Raw genomic sequence first — 25,073 nt, 5'->3', positions numbered from 1 at the left:
AGGCTTCAGATTCCTGCCCTTAGCGCGCTTTCTTCACACAACCGATGACCCGCTTCACTCGAAACTATTCGAGCTCGACGACCTGCCCGTTCGAAAGTGACACCCGGCGATCCATCCGGGCGGCGAGATCCAGATTGTGGGTCGCGATCAGCATCGCGACGCGGGTCGCCTTCACGAGCTGCATCAGCGCATTGAAGACGTGATCCGCCGTGCCTGGATCGAGGTTCCCGGTCGGCTCGTCCGCAAACAGCACCCGCGGTGCGTTGGCAACCGCGCGTGCGATCGCCACACGTTGCTGCTCGCCGCCCGAGAGTTCGGCCGGACGATGGGTGATGCGGTCGCCGAGCCCGAGATAGGACAGGATCTCGGTCGCCCGTTTCACGGTCTCGGAGCGTTTGAGCCCACGAATCATCTGCGGCAGCATGACGTTCTCGAGCGCCGAGAACTCCGGCAGCAGCCGGTGCGATTGATAGACGAAGCCGATATCGGAACGGCGAATCTGCGTGCGGTCGACATCGGACATCTGCGAGGTCGGCGTACCCGCGACATAGACCTCGCCTTCATCGGGGGTCTCCAGCAGGCCCGCGATGTGCAGCAGCGTCGACTTGCCCGACCCTGACGGCGCCACCAGCGCCACCGATTGACCGGGCCACAGCGCGAGCTTGGCGCCGTTCAGGATCGTCAGCGTCGTTTCGCCCTGGCGGTATTCCCGCTTGATGTCATGAAGATAGATGACCGGTGTGTCTTCCGCCCCCTCCGCCATGTGCGCTCCTTATTCGTACCGGAGCGCATCGACCGGATCGAGGCGCGCGGCGCGCCACGACGGGTAGAGTGTCGCAAGGAAGGACAGCGTCAGCGCCATGATCAAGACGGCGAGCGTTTCGCCGAAATCGACCTCGGCCGGCAGCTTCGACAGGAAATACAGCTCGGGCGAGAACAGCTCGGTGTTGGTCAGATATGACAGGAACTGCCTGATCGATTCGATGTTCAGGCAGATCAGCATGCCGACCGCGAAGCCGGTCAGCGTTCCGACCACGCCGATCGAGGCGCCGGTGATCAGGAAGATCCGCATGATCGAGCCCTGCGAGGCGCCCATGGTGCGCAGGATCGCGATGTCCTGTCCCTTGTCCTTCACCAGCATGATGAGCCCCGAGACGATGTTGAGTGCCGCGACCAGCACGATCATGGTCAGGATCAGGAACATCACGTTGCGTTCGACCTGCAACGCATTGAAGAAGGTCGAATTGCGTTGCCGCCAGTCGACCAGGAAGACGGGTCTCCCAGCCGCCTCCGTCACCAGCTTGCGGTAGGTGTCGATCTTGTCCGGATTGGTGGTGAACACCTCGATCGAGGACACGTCGTTGTTGCGGTTGAAATAGGCCTGCGCCTCGGCCAGCGGCATGAACACGAAGGTCGAATCGTATTCCGACATGCCGATCTCGAACACCGCGGTGATCTTGTAGGGCTTGATGCGCGGCGTGGTGCCCATCGGGGTCACCGCGCCCTTCGGCGAGACCAGCGTGATCATGTCGCCCGCATGCAGCGAGAGCTGATCGGCAAGCCGGCGGCCGATCGCAACCCCCTGGCCCTCGTCAAAGCCCTCGAGCGAGCCCTGCTTCACGTTCTTGGCAATCGAGGTGAGATTGTTGAGATCGTCGGCGCGAATGCCGCGGATGAAAACGCCCGCCGCGTTGAACGGCGACGATCCGAGCCCCTGCCCGTCCACGACCGGCGCGGCGAGGCGGATGCCCTGGACCTGGCTGATGCGGTCGGCGACGTCCTTCCAGTCGGTCAGCGGCGATTCCAGCGGCTGCACCAGAAGATGCCCGTTGAGGCCGAGGATCTTGTCGAGCAGCTCCTTGCGGAAGCCGTTCATGACGGCCATCACCACGATCAGCGTAGCAACGCCGAGCATGATGCCGAGGAACGAAAAGCCGGCGATGACTGAAATGAACCCTTCCTTGCGGCGCGCGCGCAAATAGCGTCCGGACAGCAGCCATTCGAATGGCGCAAAAGGCGGGGTGCGGACTGGCTCGTTCATGGTCTCATCCATCTTTCGATAATCCCATGATTCGGGCCAAATGTGGCCGGATTACCCCGCCGACAGCGCAGCGTGAATAAACTTTAACCCGCGAGCTTCGCGACCACGTCGGCGGGGCTCATATTGTCGCGCGAACCGTCGCTGCGGCGCTTCACCTCGACCTTGCCGTCGGCAAGCCCCTTCGGTCCGACGAGAATCTGCCAGGGGATGCCGATCAGATCGGCGGCGGCGAACTTGGCCCCGGCGCGCTGATCGGTGTCGTCGTAGAGCACGTCGACGCCCTTCGCCGAGAGGTCGCGATAGAGCTGCTCGCAGGCGCCATCGACCGCGGCGTCACCCTGCTTGAGGTTGAGAATCGCGACGCGGAACGGCGCGACCGCCTCGGGCCATTTGATGCCGGCATCATCGTGACATGCCTCGATGATCGCACCGACCAGACGCGACACGCCGACACCGTAGGAGCCGCCATGGATCGGCACGTCGACGCCATCGGGCCCCGCCACCATCGCCTTCATGGTGTCGGAATATTTGGTGCCGAAATAGAAGATCTGGCCGACCTCGATACCGCGGGTGTTGAGCCGCTTTGCCTCGGGCACTTCCTGTTCGAAGCGCGCGGCTTCGTGGACGTCCTCGGTCGCAGCATAGACCGAGGTCCACTGCTTGATGACCGGCGTGAGGTCGCCGTCATAATCGACGTCCTCGCCCGGTACCGGCAGGTCCAGCACATCGCGGTTGATGAAGACGCCGGACTCGCCGGTCTCCGCGAGCACGATGAACTCGTGGCTGAGGTCGCCGCCGATCGGACCGGTCTCGGCGCGCATCGGGATCGCCTTCAAGCCCATCCGCGCAAAGGTGCGCAAATACGCAACGAACATCTTGTTGTAGGAGCGCCGCGCGCCGGCCTCGTCGAGGTCGAACGAATAGGCGTCCTTCATCAGGAATTCGCGGCCGCGCATCACGCCGAAGCGCGGACGCTGTTCGTCGCGGAACTTCCACTGGATGTGGTAGAGGTTGAGCGGCAGGCTCTTGTAGGACTTGACATAGGAGCGGAAGATCTCCGTGATCATTTCCTCGTTGGTCGGCCCGTACAACAGCTCGCGCTTGTGACGATCGAGGATGCGCAGCATCTCCGGGCCATAGGCGTCGTAGCGGCCGCTTTCGCGCCAGAGATCGGCGAGCTGCAGCGTCGGCATCAACAGCTCGAGCGCACCGGCGCGGTCCTGCTCCTCGCGCACGATCTGCTCGATCTTCTTCAGCACCCGGAAGCCGAGCGGCAGCCAGGCATAGATGCCGGCGGCCTCCTGCCGCATCATGCCCGCGCGCAGCATCAGCCGATGCGAGACGATCTCCGCCTCTTTCGGGTTTTCTTTCAGGATAGGCAGGAAAAACCGCGACAATCGCATGGCGTTACTCGGGAATCAGGAAAGCGTGGGAAGAGCTGCAGTGAAACCGGATCGGGTGCGAAAACACAAGGCCGCCAAATGACAAAAACCCTTCAAATCAGGCGATTTTCGGCCATTTGAGCGATTTGCGTCCCGCCGAGGTACTGAGCTCGCTGACCGTGGCTTTACCTGACCTCAAAATCGTCTTCCAGTGTCACTTTCTTGAAATCGCTCACCAGAGCGTCGATCTGCATGTGCCAGCGGCCCGGGACCGTCAACGGCACCTTGCGCACGTGCCAATAGCCGTCGGGACCAAGCGCGGCGGCGCGTTCCATCGGTTCGACGCCACGCTCGGGCAGACTCAGCGTCAGCGTCGCCTCCTTGGCCGCGAACGGGCTGGCATCGCCGTTCATCAATTGCAGGACGAAGTCGTTCTGCCCGACCTTGCCCGGTGCGATCAGCACCTGGAACATCGCGGCATCGGCGTGAATGTGAACCGCGAGCGGAACATCGTCCGACATCGCCAGCACGCGCGGCGGCGGCGTGAAGCGCCATAGCGCAACCAGGCCAAGGATGCCGATCATCAGCACGAACTCGAGCGCGATCGAGCGTTGCAGCGGCCGCGTCCGGTGGAATTCGCGCGCGATGGCCGGTGTGAACACCAACCGGTTCAGCGCAGCGAGCCCGAGCAGCAACACCACCAGCCCGAGTTTCGCGACGAGGACGTTACCGTATCCGGTGTCGATCAGCGCGCGAAGACTTTCGAGCTGGATGACCGCGAGCGCGAGGCCCGACAAGGCTATCAACGCGACGACCGGCACCGCGAGCATCGAAAACCGCCGGAGCACGCGGAGCAGTGAGTCCTTGCGCTGCCAAGCGAGCACAGCCAGCGGCCCAAGTGCCCCCATCCAGAACGCCAGACCGACGCCATGGATGAACAGTGCGGTCCGCGTCAGCCATTGCGGCGAGGGGGTGGCGGCATGGCCGCTGACCGCAAACGACAGCCCGACACAGATCATTGCGACGGTAGTGCGGATAAAGGCCGCGCCGAACGACGGGCTGCGCCAGGCAATCGCCGCGATCAACATCGCGGCAATCGCAAGCAGCAGGGCGGGAAACAGGCTGGTGCCGGCGGCGCTGGCCCATGCCGCCCATGTCAGAATGCCCGAGAGCGGCAGGTTCAGCAGATCGACGCCCTGCAAGCCAAGTGAAGCGACCGCGCCGACAAGGCCGATTCCGAGCGACCACATGATCAGCCGTCCGCCTGCCGGACCCTGCCCGATCCAGGCGGCAAAGAACACTCCGCCGACGCCGGCAAACAGCCCGAGATAGAGCCCGAGCCGCGCCAGCCAGATCAACACATGGAGCACGCCGTCGCCTGACGGCGCCGCCGAGCCGGTGACGATGCCGATCGAGAACAGCAGCGAGCCCGCGACGGGATGGCCATCCTGCGACACCACGCGATAGCTCACCACCTGCGTACCCTGCGGCAGGTCCGCCGGCAGCGTCACCATCACCGATTGGTCGACGGCGCGGAACGCGACGTTGCGCGGCTTGCCCGCAGCGTCGAGCAGGCTGACTGCGGTCGGCGCCACCGCTTCGTTGAAGCGGAGCACCACCGTCTTCGGCGCTTCCGCCACCACGCTGCCGTCGGCCGGCTCGGCCGCAATCAGGACGGCATGCGCATGGGCGGCGGTCGCAACGCACAGCGCCACGAGCAGTGCGGCGAGGCCTGCTCTCACAAGCGTTGCGACCAGCCGCACGGCTTACGGTTTCGGCAGCAGCTTGACGCCGGGCGCCGGTGTCTTGCTGCCATGGTCGTGCCCGCCGCCCTGCCCTTCGGCCGGAATATCGATCCAGCGGCTGACGCCTTGTTCGCACTCCTGCACGACAGGGAAATACAGCGTGGTGTTGGGCTTCAACGTGTCGGTAAGAAACGTCTGCATCACGAACTCGTCGTAGTTATGGTCCGCGAGCTTGCCACCACTCCAGGCGACTTCCTTGACGCCCTCGGAGAGCTTGGCACCGTGGTAATCATATTGGGCAGCGTATTTGCCGGGGACGGCATCGAGAGTCCAGCCGGGCTTCGGCATCGGCTTCACCCCGATCACGCCTTCCGGAATCTGCACGCGGATCTTGATCGTCGCCGACCCCGCGCAGCCATGCGGAACGGCGAACACCGCCTTGTAGTACGAGCCGACCGGCGCCTGCTTTCCTTCAAGCGTGATATGCGCGATCGCAGGCTGCGCTGCGAGCAGCGCCGCCGCGGCAATGAGGAGCGTCTGTGATCTCATGGCGCCCTCACATCTTCTTCATGTCCATGTGACCGGAATGGTCGCCATGGCCGGAATGATCACCACCACCCGGCGCCTGCGCGCCGACGGCCTGCACGTCCAGCGAGACCGCGACCTTGCCGGCTTTCTCGAATTCGAGCGTGACCGGCACCTTGTCGCCCTGCTTCAGCGGGTTCTTCAGGTCGAACATCATCAGGTGGAAGCCGCCGGGCGCAAGCTTCACGGTCTTGCCCGGCTCGATGGTCAATCCCTTGTCGAGCGCGCGCATCTTCATGACGCCGTTGTCCATCGACATCTCGTGGACTTCCACCTTGCCGGCGACGTCGGCGGAGCCCGACACCAGCCGGTCCGCCGTCGTTCCCTTGTTCTCGATGGTCAGATAGCCGCCGCCGATCTTGGCACCGTTCGGCGTCGCGCGCGTCCACGCCTGCGTGATCACGAGGTCGCCGGCCTTGACATCCTCCGCGCGTACGGAAGTCGACGCCAGTGCGGCAGTCAGCGCGGTGAGAGCGAGGATGCGGGAGAAAGTGTTCATGGCGACGGGGTCCTTTCAGATTGAAGTTGTCGTGTTATCGGATTGTTGCAGCCTGGGCGTCAGACCATTTGTTCAAATCGGCGATTTCAGCCGATCCTTCGATCGTCGTGACGGCTCCGTCACGGGCAATCAGCATGGTTCGCGGGATATCGCCTTGCCATGCCGGGTCGATCTCGAATCTCAATCGATCGGCAAAGCCGTCGTCGAAAATCCAGTTCTCGGCCGATCCGAGTCCGGCGAGATCGAGCATCGATCGGGTCGCATCCGGCAGGTTCGGAACCAGATCCGCACTGATCGTCACAACGTCGATATCCGGATGATCCTTCATGAACTGGCCAAGCTCCGGCAGCTCCACCTTGCATGGGCCACAGGTGACGCCCCAGAAATGCACCAGGGTCGGACGACCGGCGTGCGCATGCAGCAGCTTCTGCCAGCTGCCGCGTTCGAACGGCCTTGGCGCGCCCTCTCCAGCCGCCAGTGCGGACGGCAGCGTTGCCAGCAGGATGAGCGCAGCGAGCAAGTGACGTTTCATGGTTCGCCCTCGATCGCTTGAAGATGGTAACCGTCGGCCTTTGTCATCCACGACAGGTAGGCCTGCCGGCGATCCGAGACCAGCAGCGGATGGTCGGAGCTGTCGGCGGTGTCGGCGATAACACTGGGCTTCGACCAGGTCGCTCCATCGTCATGCGAAGCCATCAGATTGATCGATGTCTTCTGCCCGTCGAACTCTTTCCAGACCATCACGAGCCCCTGCGGCCCCGCAATGATCTGCGGCCGTGACGGGCTTCGACTTGGCTGACCGACCGCGAGCGGATCGGAGAAGGTTTTGCCGCCGTCGCGCGACCGCGCATAGAACAGGCCCTTGCGCGCCTTGCCGTTGGTGTACCACGTCACGTGGTAGGTTCCTTCGCGCGAAATGGTCAGGCTGGGACCATGGTGCGGACATGCCGCGATCTGCCAGTCGTCGCGGCTCACCCGATGCAAATCGCCGGGCGTGGTCGGATCGGTGAACGTCACGATCGCATGGTCGCGTACACCGCCTTCGAAGATGTTCCGGAACACCACCACCGGATGGCCCGCGCCATCGAACGCCAGGGCGAGACGGCAGCACTCGCAGGTATTGTCGGCCGCAAGCTTCGCATCGGAATAGGTCGCGCCGCCGTCCTTCGACGAAGCAAAGAACAATCCGGCCCCGTCATACTTCTCACCGCGCTGCTGCGCCGGGACACGGTTGCGCTTGTCGAGCCACGCCGCAAACACGGTGCCGGCGGGATCGAAGCCGATCACCTCGAAGCGCTGGCTCTCATTGTTTGCGGTGATCGGTTTCGGCGGATCAAAGCTGCGGCCGCCATCGGTCGACCGCGTAGCAAGAACCTGGCCGTTGAAGGCCTGATCGCGAAAGGTCGAAAAGGCAATGGCGATATCGCCCTTGGCATCGATCGCAAGTTTCGGCCGCGCGTCCGGCCCCCAATCCAGGTTGAGCCGCTCCCGGGTGACCTGGACCGGAGCGGAAAAGCTCTTGCCCTGATCCTTCGAGCTCGCGACGGAGATCTGGCCTCCGGCGATCCACGTCAACCACAACGTCCCATCCGGCCCAAAGGCCGGCGTGACCTTGGTCGCGCAGCGCAGGCCGGTCTCCTCGCAGGCCGCTTCGGAGGCGTGCTGATGGCTCATCTGCGCGACCGCGAGGTTCGGCAAGGTCGCAAGCATGACCGTCGCCAACACCGTCAGAGCCGCGGGTTTGCGGTATGTCATCGATGCGCTGCTCATCTGAACGCAATCCTCATGCCCGCCACAAAGGCGCGCGGCGACCCGGCATAGATCGAGTTGGTCGAGTTCGCCAGTACACTCGCGGGATTTTGAATGCCGGCCGCGGTCACCGAATTCGCGATGTTGTTTGCCGAAGCCACGTAGGTCCGATCGAACACGTTCCGGACCTCGACATACAGATTCAGCGACTTGAATGAATCGGAGACGAGATCGGTCTTGTAATGCAGATTGAGGTTGACGAACTCGTAGCCGGGCGCCTTCAGGAGGTTGGCATTGTCCATGTAGAAGCTGTCTTTCCACTGGACTTCGACAAATCCGCCGAGCCCCTGCAACGGACCCGACAACTGGTCGTAACCCAACCGCGCCGTCAGCTCGTTCGGCGAAATGCCGGGGATCTTGTTGCCGGCACGATTGAATGTGAAGCCGCTGATGCTTTCCGTGTAGTCTGTATATACCTCGTCTAGGTAAGTGTAGGCCGCCGTGAGCTGCCACCCTTGATAAAAGGCCCACTGAGCGGCAAGTTCAACGCCGCGATGTTCCGAACGCGGTGCGTTGAAGGTGTACGTAATTCCCGCCACAGGCGTCGCCTGAGAAACAAGTTCATTGTTGAAGAATTCGTAGAAGGCGGTGGCACTAACCTTCATGCTCTTGTTGGGCGACCAATCCGCGCCGAGGTCGTAGCCTAGGTTGGTCTGGGTCTTGAGCGACGTGTTGTTGCCCGGTAACCCACTCGGCAGAACGAACAGATTGCTGACTTGCGGCGTACCGTAGCCGGTCGCCACGCGAGCACGCAGCTGCCATTCGTTATCCGGCTTGTAGATGAGCGCGAACTCCGGCGCGGTGTTGGTGAACACAGGCGCCGCTTTCGTCACGGTCGCTCCCACGATTGCGGCATTGTTGATGACCGGATAGGACAGCAGGGTGTTGACGCCGTTTAGCGTGGTCGTTTCCCAGCCGACCCCGGCGACCGCCGTCACCGACGGAATCAGCTTGATTTCTTCCCGCGCCCGGACGCCATAATTGGTTGTCGATTGATACAGACTGCTCTGTGGCAGTCCGAGTGTCGCATTGCCCGCGGGCGCAACGTTCCAGGTCGTGCCGGTTGTCGTGAGGGTGTTGTACCAACCGCCGACCATCGTGGTCGAATCCATTCCAAACAGTTCGCCGCGCTTGGTCAAATCGCTCATGAAGTTGTACGAAGGATAGTCACCCTGCGCGCTAGTCGATCCCGTCGGCTGATTGATGTTCCTGTCGTCGAAGACGAATTGGTTGCGCCACGTAGTCGTGTTATCGAAATCGTGTTCCCAACGGCCCCCAACGATCGTCCGGCGGTCCTCTCGGCCGAGGCCGGCTTGAACCGCAGTCTCGGTGGATTTGGTTCCGTTGAAACCGTTGTTGAACAGAGAGACGGTTCCACATCCCGGCGCGGCCGTCGCGCCGGTCGCGCAGCCCTGCTGGAACGGGTTCTGATAGAACTGATTGAGCGACGAGCGGATCGGCAGGCGCGCCGTCAAATCGTTGTTGATGAGCTTGAACGTGAAACGATCGTCCGGCGTGACTTGCAGGGTGCCGAGGAAATTGACGGTCTGGGTATTGAACCAGCTGTTGCCGATATAGCCGTCACCGCGCGCGTCGCTCGCGAACAGCGAGCCCTCGAAATTGCCGACCTTCTTGCCTGCGGCAAGATAGTTGTTGAGATAGCCGAAGCTGCCGCCGTCGACGCCGTACTCCACACCGTCGATCGACCCTCCGGGCCGGGTCCGGAAATTCAACGCACCGCCGGTCGCGTAATTGCCATACAGCGCCGATGACGGACCGCGGACCACGTCGATCGCGCCGTAGGCGTGCGGATCGATCAGATCGCTGCGCGACAGGCCGTCCGGCTGGGTCACCGGGAAGCCGTCGTCGAAGATGACGAGGTTGCGGATGCCGAAGCCGTTCCGCGCGTTCGACCCGCGGATCGAGATACCGAAATCGCGCGGCCCGTTGCCCTGCTTGATCGAGATGCCCGGACTGTCGCGCAGCACGTCGGCAACCGAGAATGACGGCCGGTTGTCGAACTGGCTGCGGTCGATGGTGGTCTGGGTCTGCCCCGTGGGCGCCCGGTTCAAACCATCGCGGGTCGCGGCCAGTGTCTCCCCGGGACTCGCGCCAGCCGCCGGGGCTGCGGCCACCGCCGGCGCGGTCGCCAGCTTCGGTGGGCGTCGGGCCGACGCGGCACGAACGCGCGGTTTCGATCCGGCCGGTTTGGCACGCGCCGCCGCGTGGGGCGCATCGACCGTGACGGAGGGCAACACTGTGGTCGACGTCTGGGCTTCCGCTCCGGAAGGCAACGCGCAAAGCGCCGCGCTCAGCGCCAGCACGCTTGCCGCCTCCAGCGGATGATAACGAAACATGGATGAATCCTGACACCGGCTCTTCGGCCGGCTTGCTCAACGGCATTTGCCGGCGCGGGCACGCACCGGCAGCGACAGTCTCGTCAGGAAAAAAGCGGCGGCGCGCGGGCTTGCGCGGAGAGGCCCGCCCGCGAACGACCGAGCTCGCCCGCGAAATCGAGCCAAACGATCTGGCTCGGTACGCGTTCGACCGCCTGGGCCGCAACTTGCGGATGATCAACGGGCGCACCGGTCTGCAGCACGCTGCATGCGGAGCAACAACCGTCATGAGCGTCGTGACCGGTCTGGTCGCCCTGCCCGGCTCCGGAGCCGGCATTGCCGTGGCAGATGGTGGCGGCCGCGAGCGGATCGGATACGGCAAGGCTCGCCGCCCAGCAGGCCCCGATCGGTGCGAAAATCTGCACCAGCAGGGCAACCAGGACTATGGGCAGAAAATTCTTCAGCCGCCGGCGCATTGCAAAACCATCCGGAACCGAACTAACCACCACCAGCCTCGGAAGTCGAGATCGCGGACACGTCCGGTTTCTTCCAGCCGACGGAAATAACCGAGCGTTGCAGTTGCATCACGGCAGCCGCACAAGCCGCCCTATCTCCTTACTCTGTCACGTGTTTTCACATCACTGTCACAACCGGCAGTGGCGCCATCCCAATCATTTCGCAAATTGCTCGAAATTTGAACAATCGTTGCCGAAAATGGTGACAAGCCTGGAAAGATGGTCTACCAATTCGGGCGCAGGCAAGCCGCGAGGTGTGTCCTGGTGGTCCAAGTCTCGGGAGGAGCCCGACGCGCACAAGCAGCGTCACCCCATCAATCAAGATCAAATCGAATTTTTGGGGCAAATAGGGTCGACACAATTTTTGGAGCAGGGCTTGGAGCCCTGCTCTTTTTTTGTCTGATGATAGCAATCAACGATGGCTCCATCATCGAATCCAATCGAACGCAGCTTTGAACTCGCAGCAGCGGCTTGCGATGATCTCACGCCGATGGTGTATCGGCGGTTGTTTCGCAAACATCCCGAGGCGCAGGCGATGTTTCGCACCGAAGGCAGTGAACCGGTGAAGGGTTCGATGCTGTCTCTCACGATCGAAGCCATTCTCGATTTCGCCGGCGAACGCCGCGGACATTTTCGCCTGATCGAATCGGAAGTGTTCTCGCACGACGCCTACGGGACGCCGCGCGAATTGTTCGTAGGCTTCTTCGCCGTGATAGCGGACTGCTTGCGCGACATTCTCGGCGAGCAATGGTCCACGGAGATCGATGCTGCGTGGCACAAGCTGCTCCGCGACATCGAAGCCATCGTGCTGCCACAGAAACATCTCGAGGACGCGAAGACGTAGCGTCACCGTTCCGATTGTGACACACTCCCTTTATCCGCGGCGCGTGCAACTGACGCCGACGGTCAGAAAAACGAAGAGGGAGCAAGCAATGCCAGGAATCGACAATGGCACCGACAAGGGGATGGACAAGGCCTCGACGACGCGGCGCGACCTTCTGCAGATGGCGGCGGCAGGTGGAGCTGCGGCCGGCCTGTTCGGCGGAATGGGCGTGACGTCCGCGCTCGCAGCCGAAATGGGACGTTCGGAAAAACCGCTGAAGGCCGCATTCTCCAACGCCGGACTGCAGGCGACGTGGTGCGCGCAGGGCAAGCAGGCCGCCGAGTTCTGGGGCAAGCTGTTCAACGTCGAGGTCACCTGGTTCGACGGCCAGCTCGATGCCGTCAAGCAGCGCGCCGCGATCGACAACATGGCCTCGCAAAAGTGGGACTTCGTCGCCATCCAGGCATTCGGCATCGGCACCCTGACCCAGCCGGTGCAGAAGATGATCGACGCCGGCATCCCTGTCATCGACATGGACACGCTGATTGCGCCGCTCGACCAGATCAACGTGCATTCGTTCCTGGCGCCCGACAACGAGTTCATGGGCGCCTCGGTGACGCAGGCGCTGTGCAACGCGATCGGCGGCAAGGGCAAGGTCATCATGACCCAGGGCGCGCTCGGCCATACCGGCGCGCAGGGCCGCGCCAAGGGCTTCAACTCGGTCGTGAAGCAGTTCCCGAACATCGAGGTGCTGGATACCCAGCCCGCCGACTGGGACGTCTCCAAGACCGCCCGGCTCTGGGAAACCTATCTGACGAAGTATCCGCAGATCGATGCGGCGTTCTTCCACAATGACGACATGGCGCTCGCGGCCGCCAACATCATGAAGGCGCACAACCGCACCAACATCCTGATCGGCGGCGTCGACGCGATGCCGCCGGCGATCCAGGCCGTCAGCGAAGGCCGCATGTTCGCGACCGTCCGCAATCCGTCCTGCCGCATCCACGGCGGCGCGATCGTCGCCGGCGTCGCCGCCGTGGTCGGCGGCGAGAAGAGCGGCCAGGGCATTCCGAAGAACGTCGTGACCGACGGTCCCGTCGTGACCAAGGCCAACGCCGCCGGCATGCAATGGATGGAGGATCACTTCCTGATCTGAGCGCCCCGCATGTCGCAGGGACGCTCCCCGATCCTCGAGTTGAACCAGATCACGAAGGCCTTCGGCGGTGTCGAAGCCCTTCGTGGGGTCGACTTCGCACTCCACGCCGGCGAGATCCATGGTCTCGTCGGCGAGAACGGCGCCGGAAAAAGCACGCTGATGAAGATCATCGCCGGCGTGCATCCGGAGTTCTCCGGCCGCTTCATGCTCGACGGCAAGGAGACCCGGTTTCGCTCCACCCGCGACGCGCACGCCGCCGGCATCGGCATGGTGCATCAGGAGCTCAGCGTCGCGCCTGACCTGACCGTCGCCGAGAACGTCTTCCTCGGCAACCAGCCGACCAACCGCCTCGGCTTCGTGCAATGGCGGCGGATGGCGCGCGAGGCCGGCGAGCAGCTGTCCCGGTTCGGCATCGACGTCGATCCGATGACCCGGCTCGGCGACCTGCCGATCGGGCTGCAACAGCTGATCGAGATCGCCCGCGTGCTGTTCTCGGGCGCCCGCATCATCATTCTCGACGAGCCGACCTCAGCCCTCTCCCCGCCCGAGGTCGAGCGTCTCTTCACGACCTTGCAGAAGCTCCGGGACGAAGGCACCAGCATCGTCTTCATCTCGCATTTCATCGAAGACATCCTGCGGGTCTCCGACGTGGTGACCGTGTTCCGCAACGGGCGGAAGATCGCCGAAACCGCCTCCGCCGACACCACCAAGGGCGCGCTGATCGAGGCCATGATCGGCCGCGGCGGCGAAAAGCTGGAGCACAGCTACACCGACGACCTGCTGCTGCCGCAATCCGGCGCCGGCTCGGTGGTGCTGAAGGTCGAGCAGCTCTCGCTCCGCCGCAGCCTGCAGGACGTCTCGTTCGAGGCCCGCGCCGGCGAAGTGCTCGGCATCTACGGCTTCATGGGCTGCGGACAATTGGAGCTGTCCCGCATCCTGTTCGGCAAGCTCAGGCCCGACGGCGGGACGCTTGCGGTCGACGGCGCCGCGAAGTCTTTCCGCAGCACCGCGGCCGCCCGGCGGGCCGGCGTCGCGCTGGTGCCGGAGAGCCGGCGCGCGATGCTGTTCCACCAGGAGCCGGTCTACAAGAACATCTCGATCAGCATCCTCGAGCGGATCTCGGCGCTGCTGCTCAAGCCGGTGCGCGAGCGCGCCATCGCCCAGCGCCAGGTTGAGCAGTTGCAGATCAGGCCGCCGGTGGTCGGTCTCGATCTCGGCATGCTCTCCGGCGGCAACCAGCAGAAGGTGGCACTGGCCAAATGGCTGACCTACCCGCCCCGCCTGCTGGTGCTGTGCGAGCCGACCCGCGGCATGGACGTCGGCGCCAAGAACGACGTGATCAACATCGTGCGCGATCTCCGCGCCAAGGGACTGGCGATCATCGTGCTGTCGACCGAGCCGGAGACGGTGCTGTCGCTGGCCGACCGGATCCTGGTGCTGAAGCGCGGCGCACTGGTGCGCGAGTTCGCGGGCGAGGCAGTCAGCAAGGATCGGCTGCTGGAAGCGGCCTAAAGCATGATCCGGAAAAGTGAAGCGGTTTTCCGATAAGATCATGCGCAAACAAATCGAGAAAGCGCGATGACCGCGTCATCGCGCTTAACGGAGAGACATAATGGCAAGCAGTGACAGCGCGACGGCACCTGCGGATCACAAGCGGCCGCGCGGGCTGGCGTCCTTCCTGCGCTCGCAGATGCGCAACATCGCGCCGTTCCTGACGCTGATCTTCCTCAGCGCCTTCTTTGCGATCGCGAGCCCGTCGTTTGCGACCATCGACAATGTCGGCAACATCCTCACCCAGGTGTCGGTCACCGGCATCATCGCCGTCGGCCTCACCTTCGTGATCCTGTGCGCCGAGATCGACCTGTCGATCGCCAGCATCGCCAACGTGACCGGCATTGCGGTAGCCTACTTCACGCTGCAGGAATCCTACGTCAACATCGCCAACGTCCCGATGCCGGGTTTTGCCGCGATCCTGCTGGCGCTGGCGCTGTGCGCGCTGCTCGGCCTGGTCAACGCGCTGGGCCTGACCATCATCGGCATCCCCTCCTTCATCATGACGCTCGCCATGATGCAGATCGCGGCCGGCGTCTCGGCGCTGCTGGTGCGCGGCCAGATCGCCTACAAGGTGCCGCCGCTCATCACGACGCTCGGCTCGGGCTCGATCGGCGGCATCTCCTGGATCGTGATCGTTGCCGCGGTGATGCTGCTCGGCGGCCATCTGGTGCTGACCTACACGCGCTTCGGCCGCTACGTCTACATGGTCGGCGGTAACCGCGAGGCCGCGGAATTTGCCGGCCTCAACGTCAAGCTCATCCTCGGCAGCGTGATGGTGATCTCGGCGGTCTGCTCGGGGATCGGCGGCATGCTCGGCGTCGCCCATTTCGGCAGCGCGCAGCAGAACGAGTTCGACACCTATCTGCTGGATTCGATCGCGGCCGTCGTGGTCGGCGGCACCAGCCTGTTCGGCGGCCGCGGCGGCATCGGCAACACCATCGTCGGCCTGTTCGTGCTCGGCGTGCTCAACAACGGCCTCGACCATGTCAATATCGACAGCTTCCTGAAGATCCTGATCCGCGGCCTGATCCTGCTCGCGGCCCTGATCATCAACGTCTACGCACAGCGGCTGCGGGAGCAGGCGGCGGATTAGTGCGGAGCTCTCTCCATTGGTCGTCCCTGCTTTCGCCATGCTTTCGCAGGGACGACACCGAATATGTTGCGAGCTGCCGGAGTCACACTTCCGCATTCCCGCGACATAATTTGCCCGAGCTTTGCTCTTTCATTGCGCCCTCCTCGCACAGAGGGCGCAGGGAAAGCCGGGTGCCGATCGCGCCCATGGGCCCCGTGCATAGGATAGAAAGCACGGGGGTAGGACCACAGGTGTAACCGGAAACAACCCGGCTTTCCCTGCGCGATGGCTTACGGCTTACTTCGTGCTCTCCCCGGCGAGACTGGGCTTGTTTGTCACCGTCTTCGCAACGCGCATCGCGCAATTCGAAAAGACACCTGCCGCTAGGGCGTCAGGACCACACGACTTCACCGTCCGCCTTGCGTGCTCTCGTCAGTCACACGCGCAGCGTCCACCGCATCTCACGCCGCGTTCGTGACGACCGCGAAGCGCCCCTCGATCGGGTGAGACGGCTGGATTTATAGCGCTGAATTGCGCTTCTGATAAAGCGAATTATTTCTGTTGGGAAGACTTGCGCCGTCGGGCAACTCAATGGCAGGGGCGCTTTCGACGAACCAGGACCGGAAGCCATAAAACGCGCGGCGCTGACGGCTTGCGAATTCTGGTAGCATCTGCATCGCAACCGGCGCTAACTTGCTCTTGTGAATTTACTTATGTCGCCGCCAGCATTTCGGGGAACATCCCAGAACCAGGGGAGAAGACCGTGACCGCTTTCAACGCTGTGCGTTTTCGGGTGAAGCCTGCGCGCGATCAGGAGTTTTTGGACGCGCACAAGACCATCGGGGCAACCTGGCAAGGTTTATTGCGTGCCAATATTATCAAGACCGGTGACCATTCCTATTGCATTATCGCCGAGTGGCAAGACATGGACGCGTGCATCAAGGCCCGGCCACATATGATTTCCACTCTCAATACTTTTCGCGATACGCTCGAAGACTTGGGCGGCGGTCTCGGCGTCACCGATCCCGTCGCGGGTCCGGTCGTCTTGTCCATAAAATAAGAAGATTTGTGAAGGATAGATCACAAGGCGACGCCCGCGGCCGCGCCTGCGAGCGGTCGTTGTCCCTTCCCCGCCGGCCGAACGTATGGCCGCTTTCCGGACAGCAACGCGCTAAAATTTTCGAACAAACCCAGCCGAGCCGGCGCTAATCTCCGGCCGGCAGCGGAGGGTTACGCTTTTGTCAGCGTCGACGGCACATCGGGAGATAGACGGGATGATTGGCAAGACGATCGTCGTCGCAGTCGGACTTGCTCTAAGTCACGCCGCGGTAGCAGCGCCGCCCGAGAACCCGAATCCCGCGCTTGCCCCGTGGTTTGAGAGCTTGAAGCAACCAGGCGCCGGTGCGTCGTGCTGCTCGATTGCGGATTGCCGAACGGTCGAGTTTCGACAAGACCGAGACGGCTACGAGGTCTTGATCGATGGTCGCTGGAAGATGTCGAAACCGTTCTGGCTGCGGGTCCCGCCGAACAGAATCATCGACAGAACCGACAACCCGACGAACCGCGCCGTCGTCTGTTTCACGCCGGAGGCAGGCATTCTCTGTTTCGTGCGTCCGGCCGAAAGCTGATCTGTGCCGCTGCGTTTCCCGTACATGACCATCGATACCGTCATCTGGCAAAGTCGGGCCGCCAGTGGCGCAGTTCGCCCGCGGCGTAGGTGACGGCGCCGATCGTCGTGTAGGACGCTGCCTCCAGCATCATGTTGCGTGCGAGCTTCAGCGCCCGCGCCTCGCAGATCGCGCGCTGCTTCTCGTCGGCGATCCATTCGAAATCGATGTTGTGCGCGAGGCCGAGGATGCGCCGGATGGTCTTGGCCGCGGCAAAGCCGACCGTGTCCTGGAACAGCCTCGCCATGTAGGCCTGCCGCTCCGCCTCCAGTCGCGCGGCGCCTGCCGCGCCCGCAAACAAAGACACCGGATAGCCGTCGCCCCTGGCATCGTTGCGCCACAGCGCAAGGAATTTTCGCGAGAATTCGGTCCAGACGCCCTCGATGGTTTCCACTAGCCAGGCCTCGAACGAGGCGCGCTCACCCGGCGTGCGCTCGTGGCCGGCGGAGGCCAGATAGGCCATCAGGAGATTGCCGATCACGGCGCCGATGTCGAAGCCCATCGGGCCGTAGAAAGCGAATTCGGGATCGATCACCTTGGTCTCGCCGTCGGTGACCATGATCGAGCCGGTGTGCAAGTCACCGTGCAGCAGTGCCTGCGGGCTCGCCATGAATTTCAGCTTGAGCCTGGAGATCGCGACATGCAGGTCGAGGTCCTCGCGAAAGGCGGCCGCCGTCGCGTCGAGATACGGCGCGGTCCAGCGGTTCTGCTCGGCGATGCGGTAGGGATCGGTGAAGATCAGGTCTTCGGTGATCTTGCAGAGCGCGTGGTTGCCGGCGAATGCCGCAATTCCTTCCTTCTTCTCCGCGGCCGACAGCGCGAGATCGGACGTGAAGAACAACGTCTGCGCGAGGAAGGTCGAGATATCCTCGACAAAGCGCGGATAGCGCGCCGCCCCGATCAGGCCCTTGCGCATGATGATGTGCGGCTCGAGCAGCTCCATCGCGGTGAGCGCAAGCGGCGCGTCATGATGCAGCACCGCCGGCACCAGGCTCGGCGCCAGCCGCGCTTGATGCACCAGCGCCAGATGCTCGTAATGCGCCCGCGACAACGGCAGCGGCCAGCTCTCGCCGACCAGCCGCACGTAAGGCAGCGCCTGCTTGACGGCGATGCCGCCGCTCGGTCCCTTGACGATGAAGACGAGGTTGAGGTTGCCGTCGCCGACCTCGCTGATCGACCAGTCGGCCGGCCGGTCGCCGAGCTGCGTGACGATGGCAGGTAAGCTCGCGAGATAGTCCCGCAGATCGGCTTCCCGCAGGATTCGATACTGGCTCTGCCCCGAGCCTGGTTGCGCCTGCAGGTTCATCGTGGTCGCCTCCCCAAGACTTGGACCCGAGCCATTGGCCGCTCGTTGTGCTATTCCGGACATGTTGCCGCAAGAGCTGACGGCCCGGTTCGACGCCCACAATCGCAGGCGGCGGGACGCGCCGCAATGCCCCCGACGCAGTCCCCGAAGCCACAGATCAAGACCCTACCCCGCCGGCGTTGTTTCAGAATTCACGATGACATTTTCGAGTGGAGGACGTTGCCATGCTCGTCGCCGTGTTCTCGATATTTGCCGCCAGCCGCAAGGACGCGCTTGTCGATATGGTCGAGCAAGTGCACGCCGGCTTCCTCGCCGCCGGATTGGGCGAGCCGACGGTACGCCTCAGACTGTCCGATCCCCCTCTCACCGCCGAGATCGCCGCCGTGCAAGCTGCGGCAGGAACGAAGCGCATTTCCAGCATTGCGAGGGTGATCAAGCGCTGGCCGGAATTGGAGCGCTTCGTGCGAACGACCGGTTCGGTTGGCCCCGGCAGGGCGGAAGCACGCGTGATGTCGAACGTGACAGAGAGCGGCGCCGTCGAGGCGATCGACTTCACGATCCTCAAGGAGATCGCACAGGGCGTCCCGAAGTCATTTCCATGCCACGCCATCGACCTGCATTTCTCGGTGGCCGGCTTTTCAGACGGTCCGCAGCTGCCCGCGCAGCCCGACCTTCAGACGCTTCGCGGCCTGATGCGCGCCGGCGTCGACATCGGCGCCGGCCACCCGACCTCGCCCGGCATCGGCGTGCACGACAAGTGGTGGGTGAACGGGAGGCAGCGGTCGCTGGCCGCGCTGCGCATCGTCGAAGCCGATCCGGAGGCCAAGAAATTGCCGGCACCTCCGGCCGAGATCGCGGCCCTGCTCGCGGCCTGCGGCAAGGTCCGCAAGACGGTGCAGGTCCCGATGGTCACGGCGCCGGCCGCTGCGGTGGCGGCCGCCGGGCCAGCCGGCGGCCTGCCTCCTGAGATGGACCAGGCCATCCGCACGGTCGTGCGCGCCTGTCGGGCTGGGATGAGCGAACTACTCAATACCCTTCCGCACGATCTGCCCCATCAGGTCGAGAGCGCCGCCGCGACTGCTCCCGATGGAAGCCCGGGCACCGGCCCCAAGAAGCCCGATCTGGTCCGGGCCTTTGCGCCGCTCGGCTACGATTGCCGTGGCGAGAGCGGATCCTTCAGGCTGCAACGGCGCACCGCGGGCAATCTCACCGTCAGGCTCCAGGTCGACGTCGGCAGCTGGAACAGCTCGGTCGCCGCCTTTTTACAGGTGATCGGCATGGTGAACGGGCACGGCTTCAAGGCCACGCTGCCGCTGCATGCCTCGCGCCACGCAGTCCGCGGCGAAGTGAGAGGGGTCGAGTTGCCGAGCCAGTTTCCGATCGGCAGCGCTGAGCGGTGGGCGCAAATCGTCGACAATCTGGCAACGCTCGTCGCGGCGCTTGATCGCAGCTTCGTGCCCGAGATCGAGGCGATCACCGGCCCGTCGCCGGAGTGGTTCCGGCCGGAGCAAAGCTGAGCCCGTTGCTCCGGTTCGTGGCCGGGTGAGCCAACGGGTCGGGCGAACGCGCGCCCGATGACAGGCTCCGCAATACCCGGAGCAATGCTCCCGCATGTCGCTTCGCTCATGCGGGCTACTTCGCTGCGCTCCCTCGCCCCATTCTTACGCGTTCCCACGGGAGAGGCGCGCATGCGAAATTTCTGTATAATAGAATAATGCCGCTGATTTGCCCGACATGTCAAGTTGCCGTGTCGAATGCCGGCACGCCGCCGGCTACTTTGCATGGGGTTGTTTTCGATATTTTGACGGTCCGCCCCTGCACAGGCAGGCTACATGCGATAGCCCTGCCGCACACGGCGCGAGGTGAACCGGAGAGTCTAGAACGGCATCCCCATCAGTTTCGACAGCCGCTCGACCGAGAGATAGCCGGCGTAATAGGCCCACATCCCGATCGCGAAGATCACGGCCGAAAGTAGCGTGGTCCACAGCAGTTTGCGGCCCATCCGCGCCATGATCGGCGCGCCGGGATCGGTGCCGGGCGCGCCGACGCCGTCCTCATGCTGGCTGCGCACGCCGAACGGCAGCGTCAGGAACAGCACGAGCCACCACAGCACGAAGTAGATCGCAAGGCTGGTGGAGATTTGATACGCCATGTGGCCTCAGGCCTGTTCGATCTCGACCAAGGCGCCGGAAAAGTCCTTGGGGTGGAAGAACAGCACCGGCTTGCCGTGCGCACCGATCTTCGGCTGGCCGTCGCCCAGCACCCGCGCGCCCTCGGCGATCATGCGGTCGCGCGCCGCGATGATGTCGGGCACGTCGTAGCAGACATGGTGGATGCCGCCGTCGGCATTGCGCTCGACGAATTTCGCGATCGGCGAGGCCTCGCCGAGCGGCTCGATGAACTCGATCTTGGTGTTCGGCAGCGTCACGAACACGGTGATGACGCCGTGCTCCGGCAGCGGCACGGCGTCGGAAATCTCGGCGTTGAAGGCGGTGCCGTAGATCTTCGCGGCCTGCCTGGCGTCCTTGACGGCAATGGCGACGTGATTAAGCCGGCCCAGCATCTCTCTCTCCCTTGTATCGTTGTGCGCGCTTCGAAGGCGCTTGTCAGACCGTCAGTACGTGCACGACGCAGATCGGCTTCTTGCCCCATTGTTCGTTCAGCGCCGCACGCACCGCCCGCCGCACCGATTCACCCAGCGCATCCGGATCGCGCCGCCGCGCCCGCGGCAGGCCCTCGATCGTCGATACCACCACATCGAAAACGATATCGTCGAGCAATTCGCCTGCGGCATTGTTCTCCGGCATGCCGACCAGATCAACCTCGGGCTCGTCGACCATTTCGCCCTGCTGCGTCATGGCGATGGCGACGAAGGCGCAGCCGGCAAAGCCCATCCGGCGCCGCTCAACCACGGCGCGCGACTTGGAATCCTCCAGGATGGTTCCATCCTTGTAGAGCCGGCCCGACGGCACTTCGCCGATGATGCCGGGATCGCCGGGCCCGAGCTTGACGAGGTCGCCGTTGCGGCAGGTCAAAACCTTGGGGACGCCCGCGGCACGGGCCAGCTTGGCATGCTCGGCAAGGTGCAGCGCTTCGCCGTGGACCGGGATCAGAAGCTGCGGCCGCACCCAGGAGATCATGTCGCGCAGCTCGTCGCGGCGCGGGTGGCCGGAGACGTGCACCAGATGCTCACGGTCGGTGATGACTTCGACGCCCTGCGTCACCAGCCCGTTGATAATGCCGCCGACCGCCTTCTCGTTGCCGGGAATGGTGCGGGAGGAGAAGATCACGGTGTCGCCCTTGTTCAGGGTCACCTGCGGATGGTCGTCATTGGCGATCCGGGCCAGCGCGGCGCGCGGCTCGCCCTGGCTGCCGGTGCACAGCGCCAGCACCTTGTCGGCCGGGAAATGGCCGTAATAGTCAGCGCTGCGGAACTTGTGCGAGGCGTCGAGATAACCGCATTCGCGCGCGACCTGCACCACGCGTTCCATGGCGCGGCCGACCACGACGACCTCGCGATCGGCGGCGTTCGCGGCATCAGCCACCGCCCGCACGCGAGCGACATTGGAGGCGAAGGTGGTGACCGCGACCCGGCCCTTGGCCGCCTTGACCAGCTTCTTGATCGTGGCGGCCACCTCGGTCTCCGAGGGCGAACGACCGTCGCGCACCGCATTGGTGGAATCGCCGACCAGCGCCAGCACGCCCTCGTCGCCCAGTTCGCGCAGCCGCCGCTCGTCGGTCGGCTGGCCGATGATCGGGGTCGGATCGATCTTCCAGTCGCCGGTGTGCAGCACGGTGCCGACGTCGGTCTTGATCGCCAGGGCGTGCGATTCCGGAATCGAATGCGAGACCGGGATGAACTCGACATTGAACGGGCCGATATCGACCCGCCCGCCCGACGGGATCACCGTGATCGGGATTTTCGGCGGATTGCGCTCGGCGGCGCATTTGGCCTCGAACAGCGCCGCAGAGAACTGCGTCGCGTAGATCTTGCAGCCGAGCTTCGGCCAGAGGTCGATGATGGCGCCGAAATGGTCCTCATGGGCGTGCGTCAGCACGAGGCCCATTAGATTGTTGCGTTCCTTCTCGAGGAAGCGGACGTCGGGCATGATCAGGTCGATGCCCGGCAGATGCTCCTCGTCGCCGAAGGAGACGCCGAGATCGACCGCGAGGAAGGACCGCTGCTGGCGATTGCCGAGGCCATAGATCGACAGGTTCATGCCGATTTCGCCGACGCCGCCGAGCGGGGCAAAGGTGAGCTCGTCGGGACGCGCCATCAGTTAGCCCTCACGGAGGCCGCGGTGCCGAAATAGACCTCGCCGGCGGTCACGGGTTTGCGCTGTCCATCAGCGGAGCGAACGATCAGGCAGCCGGTGTCGTCAATGGTATCGAATGTGCCTTCGAGCGTCGCGGTGCCGGTTTGGACCGCGACCTTCTCGCCAAGCCCGGCGGCGCGCTTCAGCCACAGCCTGCGGATCTCCGGAAAGCCGCGGCCATCGTCCCAGATGCCGCGAAACTCGACCCAGGCGTCCGACAATGCGGCGAACAGCTCTTCCGCGCGGATCTGGATGCCAAGCGTCGCCAGCGATATCGCAGGTGTCGGCGTCCCCTCGGGCGCTGCGACGACATTGGTACCGATGCCGACGACGACCGCCAGCCGGTTGCCGACCGCCTCGGCCTCGAGCAGGATGCCCGACAGCTTCTTGCCGTTGGCCAGCACGTCGTTCGGCCATTTCAGAGTGAACTTCGGGCTGTCCGGCCCGAGCCGCAGCGCGGCCTCGATGCTGACCTTCTGCAGCGCGGCTTCGAGCGACAGCCCTGCGGCAAAGCCGAGCGTCGCGGCGACCGCCGGCTGCACGTCCGTCACCTCGAGGATGCTGCTGGCAAGGTTGCCGCGCGGCGCGATCCAGGCCCGCTGGCGCCGCCCTCGGCCCGCGGTCTGCTCCGGCGTCACGAACCACATCGGCCCCTGCTCGCCGTCGCGGGCGCGCAGCATCGCCTCGGCGTTGGTCGAGCCGATCTGATCGAAGGCGGCGAGCTTGTAGCCCGCCGCAATGGCCCGGGCTCCGAGCGTGAATGTCATGTCGGAGTTATGCGCATGATCTGTTCCGAAAGCCAGCATCCCGTTTTCGGAACCGTACGCATCAGAATAGCGACTTCGCCGCCGCCGTTGCCACGCTCACCAGCGGGCCCGGATAGGCGAAGAAGAAGATGTTGAAGATGCCGGCGACCGCAAGAACGGTGCGCAACTCGAACCGCACCGGATCGAGCTTGGTCAGCGGCTGGTCGAAATACATCACCTTGACGATCGACAGATAGTAGAACGCGCCCACCACGCTGGTCAGCACGCCGATCACCGCGAGTGTGAACAGGTTTGCCTTGATCGCGGCGACGAACACGTACCATTTGCCGAAGAAGCCCGCGAGCGGCGGCACGCCGGCCAGCGAGAACAGCAGCATCGCGAAGGTGAAGGCGAGCAGCGGGTTGGTGCGGGACAGGCCGGCGAAATCGCTGATCTGCTCGACCGCCTGGCCGTTCCGCTTCATGGCCAGGATGATGGAGAAAGTGCCGAGCGTCATCGCGACATAGATCGCAATGTAGACCAGCACGCCCTGCGCGCCCTCGACCGTTCCGGCGGCAAGGCCGACCAGCGCAAAGCCCATATGGCCGATCGACGAATAGGCCATCAGCCGCTTGATGTTGGACTGGCCGATCGCCGCGAACGAGCCCAGTGCCATCGAGGCGATCGCCACGAACACCAGGATCTGCTGCCACTGGGTGACGATGCCCGGGAATGCGGTCAGCGTCGCACGAGTGAACACGGCGAGCGCGGCGACCTTCGGGGCGGAGGCGAAGAAGGCGGTCACCGGCGTCGGCGCACCCTCATAGACGTCCGGCGTCCACATGTGGAACGGCACCGCCGAGACCTTAAAGCAGAGGCCGGCGAGCAGGAACACCAGGCCGAACACGATGCCGATGCTGCCGGTGGTGGCGGCCGCCGCGATGCCGGCGAAGCTGACGGTGCCGGTGAAGCCGTAGATCAGCGAGGCGCCATAAAGCAGCATGCCCGACGACAGCGCGCCGAGCACGAAATACTTCAGCCCGGCCTCGCTCGACTTGGCATTGTCGCGCTGGCTGGCGGCGACGACGTAAAGCGCAAGGCTCATCAGCTCGAGACCGAGATAGAGCGAAATCAGGTCGCCGGCCGAGATCAGCACCATCATGCCGAGCGTCGACAGCAGCACCAGGATCGAGAACTCGAAGTTGCGGGTCGACGGCTGAGACAGGTACTCGGTCGACAGGATCAGCGTCGCCGCCGAGGCGATCAAAGCGAGGATTTTCAGGAAGCGGGCGAAATCGTCGACGATGAAGCTGCCGCCGAAGGTCACGAGCTTGCCGGCCGGCAGCCAGAGCTCCAGCACGCCGGTCAGCACCAGGAGACACACCGCGAGCGTGGTGATCAGCCGGGTCGTCCCCTGCCCGCGATAGGCCCCGATCATCAACAGCACCATGGCGCCGACCGCGAGCACCAGCTCCGGCAGCACCGGCTGCAACTGATAACCTGCACTGGAAAAGCTCATGG

General features: G+C 64.0%; 23 protein-coding genes. 7 read left to right on the top strand and 16 right to left on the bottom strand.

Annotated features, from left to right (window positions below; translation table 11 throughout):
• Window positions 1–64: 64 nt before the first annotated feature.
• The 10 genes from FNJ47_RS12775 to FNJ47_RS12730 all read right to left on the bottom strand — a co-directional run bounded on the left by FNJ47_RS12775 (window position 65) and on the right by FNJ47_RS12730 (window position 10,873).
• Window positions 65–763, bottom strand: a complete 699-nt coding sequence (locus tag FNJ47_RS12775) for an ABC transporter ATP-binding protein (protein WP_163153493.1) — start codon at window positions 761–763, stop codon at window positions 65–67.
• A gap of 9 nt (window positions 764–772) precedes the next feature.
• The gene (locus FNJ47_RS12770) at window positions 773–2,053 is read right to left on the bottom strand and encodes a lipoprotein-releasing ABC transporter permease subunit (RefSeq protein ID WP_163153491.1); all 1,281 of its coding nucleotides are present in this window, start codon (window positions 2,051–2,053) and stop codon (window positions 773–775) included.
• Window positions 2,054–2,124: 71 nt separating this feature from the next.
• Window positions 2,125–3,444, bottom strand: coding sequence for a proline--tRNA ligase (proS, locus tag FNJ47_RS12765; RefSeq protein WP_163153489.1), 1,320 nt, complete (start codon window positions 3,442–3,444; stop codon window positions 2,125–2,127).
• A 164-nt stretch (window positions 3,445–3,608) separates the two neighbouring features.
• Window positions 3,609–5,186 (bottom strand): copper resistance CopC/CopD family protein, encoded by a 1,578-nt coding sequence (locus FNJ47_RS12760; protein ID WP_347341660.1) that lies wholly within the window; start codon window positions 5,184–5,186, stop codon window positions 3,609–3,611.
• 3 nt (window positions 5,187–5,189) lie between these two features.
• Window positions 5,190–5,717, bottom strand: a complete 528-nt coding sequence (locus tag FNJ47_RS12755) for a YcnI family copper-binding membrane protein (protein ID WP_163153487.1) — start codon at window positions 5,715–5,717, stop codon at window positions 5,190–5,192.
• Between the two features lie 7 nt (window positions 5,718–5,724).
• A complete protein-coding gene (locus tag FNJ47_RS12750; protein ID WP_163153485.1) occupies window positions 5,725–6,252 on the bottom strand; it encodes a copper chaperone PCu(A)C in 528 nt (175 codons plus the stop codon).
• A gap of 34 nt (window positions 6,253–6,286) precedes the next feature.
• Window positions 6,287–6,784 carry a TlpA family protein disulfide reductase gene (locus FNJ47_RS12745; RefSeq protein WP_163153483.1) on the bottom strand — a complete coding sequence of 166 codons (498 nt, stop codon included), beginning with the start codon at window positions 6,782–6,784 and terminating at the stop codon, window positions 6,287–6,289.
• Window positions 6,781–8,007: a sialidase family protein gene (locus FNJ47_RS12740; RefSeq protein ID WP_235999850.1), complete on the bottom strand. Its 1,227-nt coding sequence runs from the start codon at window positions 8,005–8,007 to the stop codon at window positions 6,781–6,783. Before FNJ47_RS12740 ends, FNJ47_RS12745 begins: the two co-directional genes overlap by 4 nt.
• A gap of 11 nt (window positions 8,008–8,018) precedes the next feature.
• Complete coding sequence (locus FNJ47_RS12735; RefSeq protein WP_163153481.1) at window positions 8,019–10,418, bottom strand: TonB-dependent receptor family protein; 2,400 nt, start codon at window positions 10,416–10,418, stop codon at window positions 8,019–8,021.
• 83 nt (window positions 10,419–10,501) lie between these two features.
• Window positions 10,502–10,873, bottom strand: coding sequence for a DUF2946 domain-containing protein (locus FNJ47_RS12730; RefSeq protein ID WP_163153479.1), 372 nt, complete (start codon window positions 10,871–10,873; stop codon window positions 10,502–10,504).
• A 457-nt stretch (window positions 10,874–11,330) separates the two neighbouring features.
• On the opposite strand from FNJ47_RS12730, the gene FNJ47_RS12725 reads away from it, so the two are divergent.
• The 6 genes from FNJ47_RS12725 (at window position 11,331) to FNJ47_RS12700 (ending at window position 17,145) form a co-directional block, all read left to right on the top strand.
• Window positions 11,331–11,756, top strand: a complete 426-nt coding sequence (locus tag FNJ47_RS12725; RefSeq protein ID WP_163153477.1) for a globin — start codon at window positions 11,331–11,333, stop codon at window positions 11,754–11,756.
• Window positions 11,757–11,844: 88 nt separating this feature from the next.
• Window positions 11,845–12,891 (top strand): sugar ABC transporter substrate-binding protein, encoded by a 1,047-nt coding sequence (locus FNJ47_RS12720; RefSeq protein ID WP_235999849.1) that lies wholly within the window; start codon window positions 11,845–11,847, stop codon window positions 12,889–12,891.
• A 9-nt stretch (window positions 12,892–12,900) separates the two neighbouring features.
• Window positions 12,901–14,403: a sugar ABC transporter ATP-binding protein gene (locus FNJ47_RS12715; RefSeq protein ID WP_163153475.1), complete on the top strand. Its 1,503-nt coding sequence runs from the start codon at window positions 12,901–12,903 to the stop codon at window positions 14,401–14,403.
• Between the two features lie 100 nt (window positions 14,404–14,503).
• Window positions 14,504–15,538 carry an ABC transporter permease gene (locus FNJ47_RS12710; protein ID WP_163153473.1) on the top strand — a complete coding sequence of 345 codons (1,035 nt, stop codon included), beginning with the start codon at window positions 14,504–14,506 and terminating at the stop codon, window positions 15,536–15,538.
• A 742-nt stretch (window positions 15,539–16,280) separates the two neighbouring features.
• On the top strand, window positions 16,281–16,577 hold the full coding sequence (locus FNJ47_RS12705) for a DUF718 domain-containing protein (protein WP_163153471.1): 297 nt from the start codon (window positions 16,281–16,283) through the stop codon (window positions 16,575–16,577).
• Between the two features lie 214 nt (window positions 16,578–16,791).
• The gene (locus tag FNJ47_RS12700) at window positions 16,792–17,145 is read left to right on the top strand and encodes a hypothetical protein (RefSeq protein ID WP_163153470.1); all 354 of its coding nucleotides are present in this window, start codon (window positions 16,792–16,794) and stop codon (window positions 17,143–17,145) included.
• Between the two features lie 40 nt (window positions 17,146–17,185).
• On the opposite strand, the gene mtnK is transcribed toward FNJ47_RS12700, so the two are convergent.
• Window positions 17,186–18,490, bottom strand: a complete 1,305-nt coding sequence (gene mtnK, locus FNJ47_RS12695; RefSeq protein ID WP_163153468.1) for an S-methyl-5-thioribose kinase — start codon at window positions 18,488–18,490, stop codon at window positions 17,186–17,188.
• 224 nt (window positions 18,491–18,714) lie between these two features.
• Between mtnK and FNJ47_RS12690 the strand changes: the two genes are divergently transcribed.
• Window positions 18,715–20,007 carry a hypothetical protein gene (locus tag FNJ47_RS12690; RefSeq protein WP_163153466.1) on the top strand — a complete coding sequence of 431 codons (1,293 nt, stop codon included), beginning with the start codon at window positions 18,715–18,717 and terminating at the stop codon, window positions 20,005–20,007.
• Window positions 20,008–20,366: 359 nt separating this feature from the next.
• On the opposite strand, the gene FNJ47_RS12685 is transcribed toward FNJ47_RS12690, so the two are convergent.
• The 5 genes from FNJ47_RS12685 to nuoN form a co-directional block, all read right to left on the bottom strand.
• Entirely contained in the window at window positions 20,367–20,642 is a 276-nt protein-coding gene (locus tag FNJ47_RS12685; protein ID WP_163153464.1) for a DUF1467 family protein, read from the bottom strand.
• A gap of 6 nt (window positions 20,643–20,648) precedes the next feature.
• Window positions 20,649–21,053 carry a methylmalonyl-CoA epimerase gene (mce, locus tag FNJ47_RS12680; RefSeq protein WP_092114633.1) on the bottom strand — a complete coding sequence of 135 codons (405 nt, stop codon included), beginning with the start codon at window positions 21,051–21,053 and terminating at the stop codon, window positions 20,649–20,651.
• A gap of 43 nt (window positions 21,054–21,096) precedes the next feature.
• Window positions 21,097–22,767: a ribonuclease J gene (locus FNJ47_RS12675; RefSeq protein ID WP_163153462.1), complete on the bottom strand. Its 1,671-nt coding sequence runs from the start codon at window positions 22,765–22,767 to the stop codon at window positions 21,097–21,099.
• Entirely contained in the window at window positions 22,767–23,573 is an 807-nt protein-coding gene (locus FNJ47_RS12670) for a biotin--[acetyl-CoA-carboxylase] ligase (RefSeq protein WP_163153460.1), read from the bottom strand. Before FNJ47_RS12670 ends, FNJ47_RS12675 begins: the two co-directional genes overlap by 1 nt.
• A gap of 61 nt (window positions 23,574–23,634) precedes the next feature.
• The gene (gene nuoN / locus FNJ47_RS12665; protein ID WP_163153458.1) at window positions 23,635–25,071 is read right to left on the bottom strand and encodes an NADH-quinone oxidoreductase subunit NuoN; all 1,437 of its coding nucleotides are present in this window, start codon (window positions 25,069–25,071) and stop codon (window positions 23,635–23,637) included.
• Window positions 25,072–25,073: the final 2 nt, after the last annotated feature.

The sequence above is a fragment of the Bradyrhizobium uaiense genome, assembly GCF_010811875.1.
Taxonomy (GTDB): domain Bacteria; phylum Pseudomonadota; class Alphaproteobacteria; order Rhizobiales; family Xanthobacteraceae; genus Bradyrhizobium; species Bradyrhizobium uaiense.
Note: the sequence above shows the minus strand (reverse complement) of the source record. Positions and strands in the feature narration are given on the sequence as shown.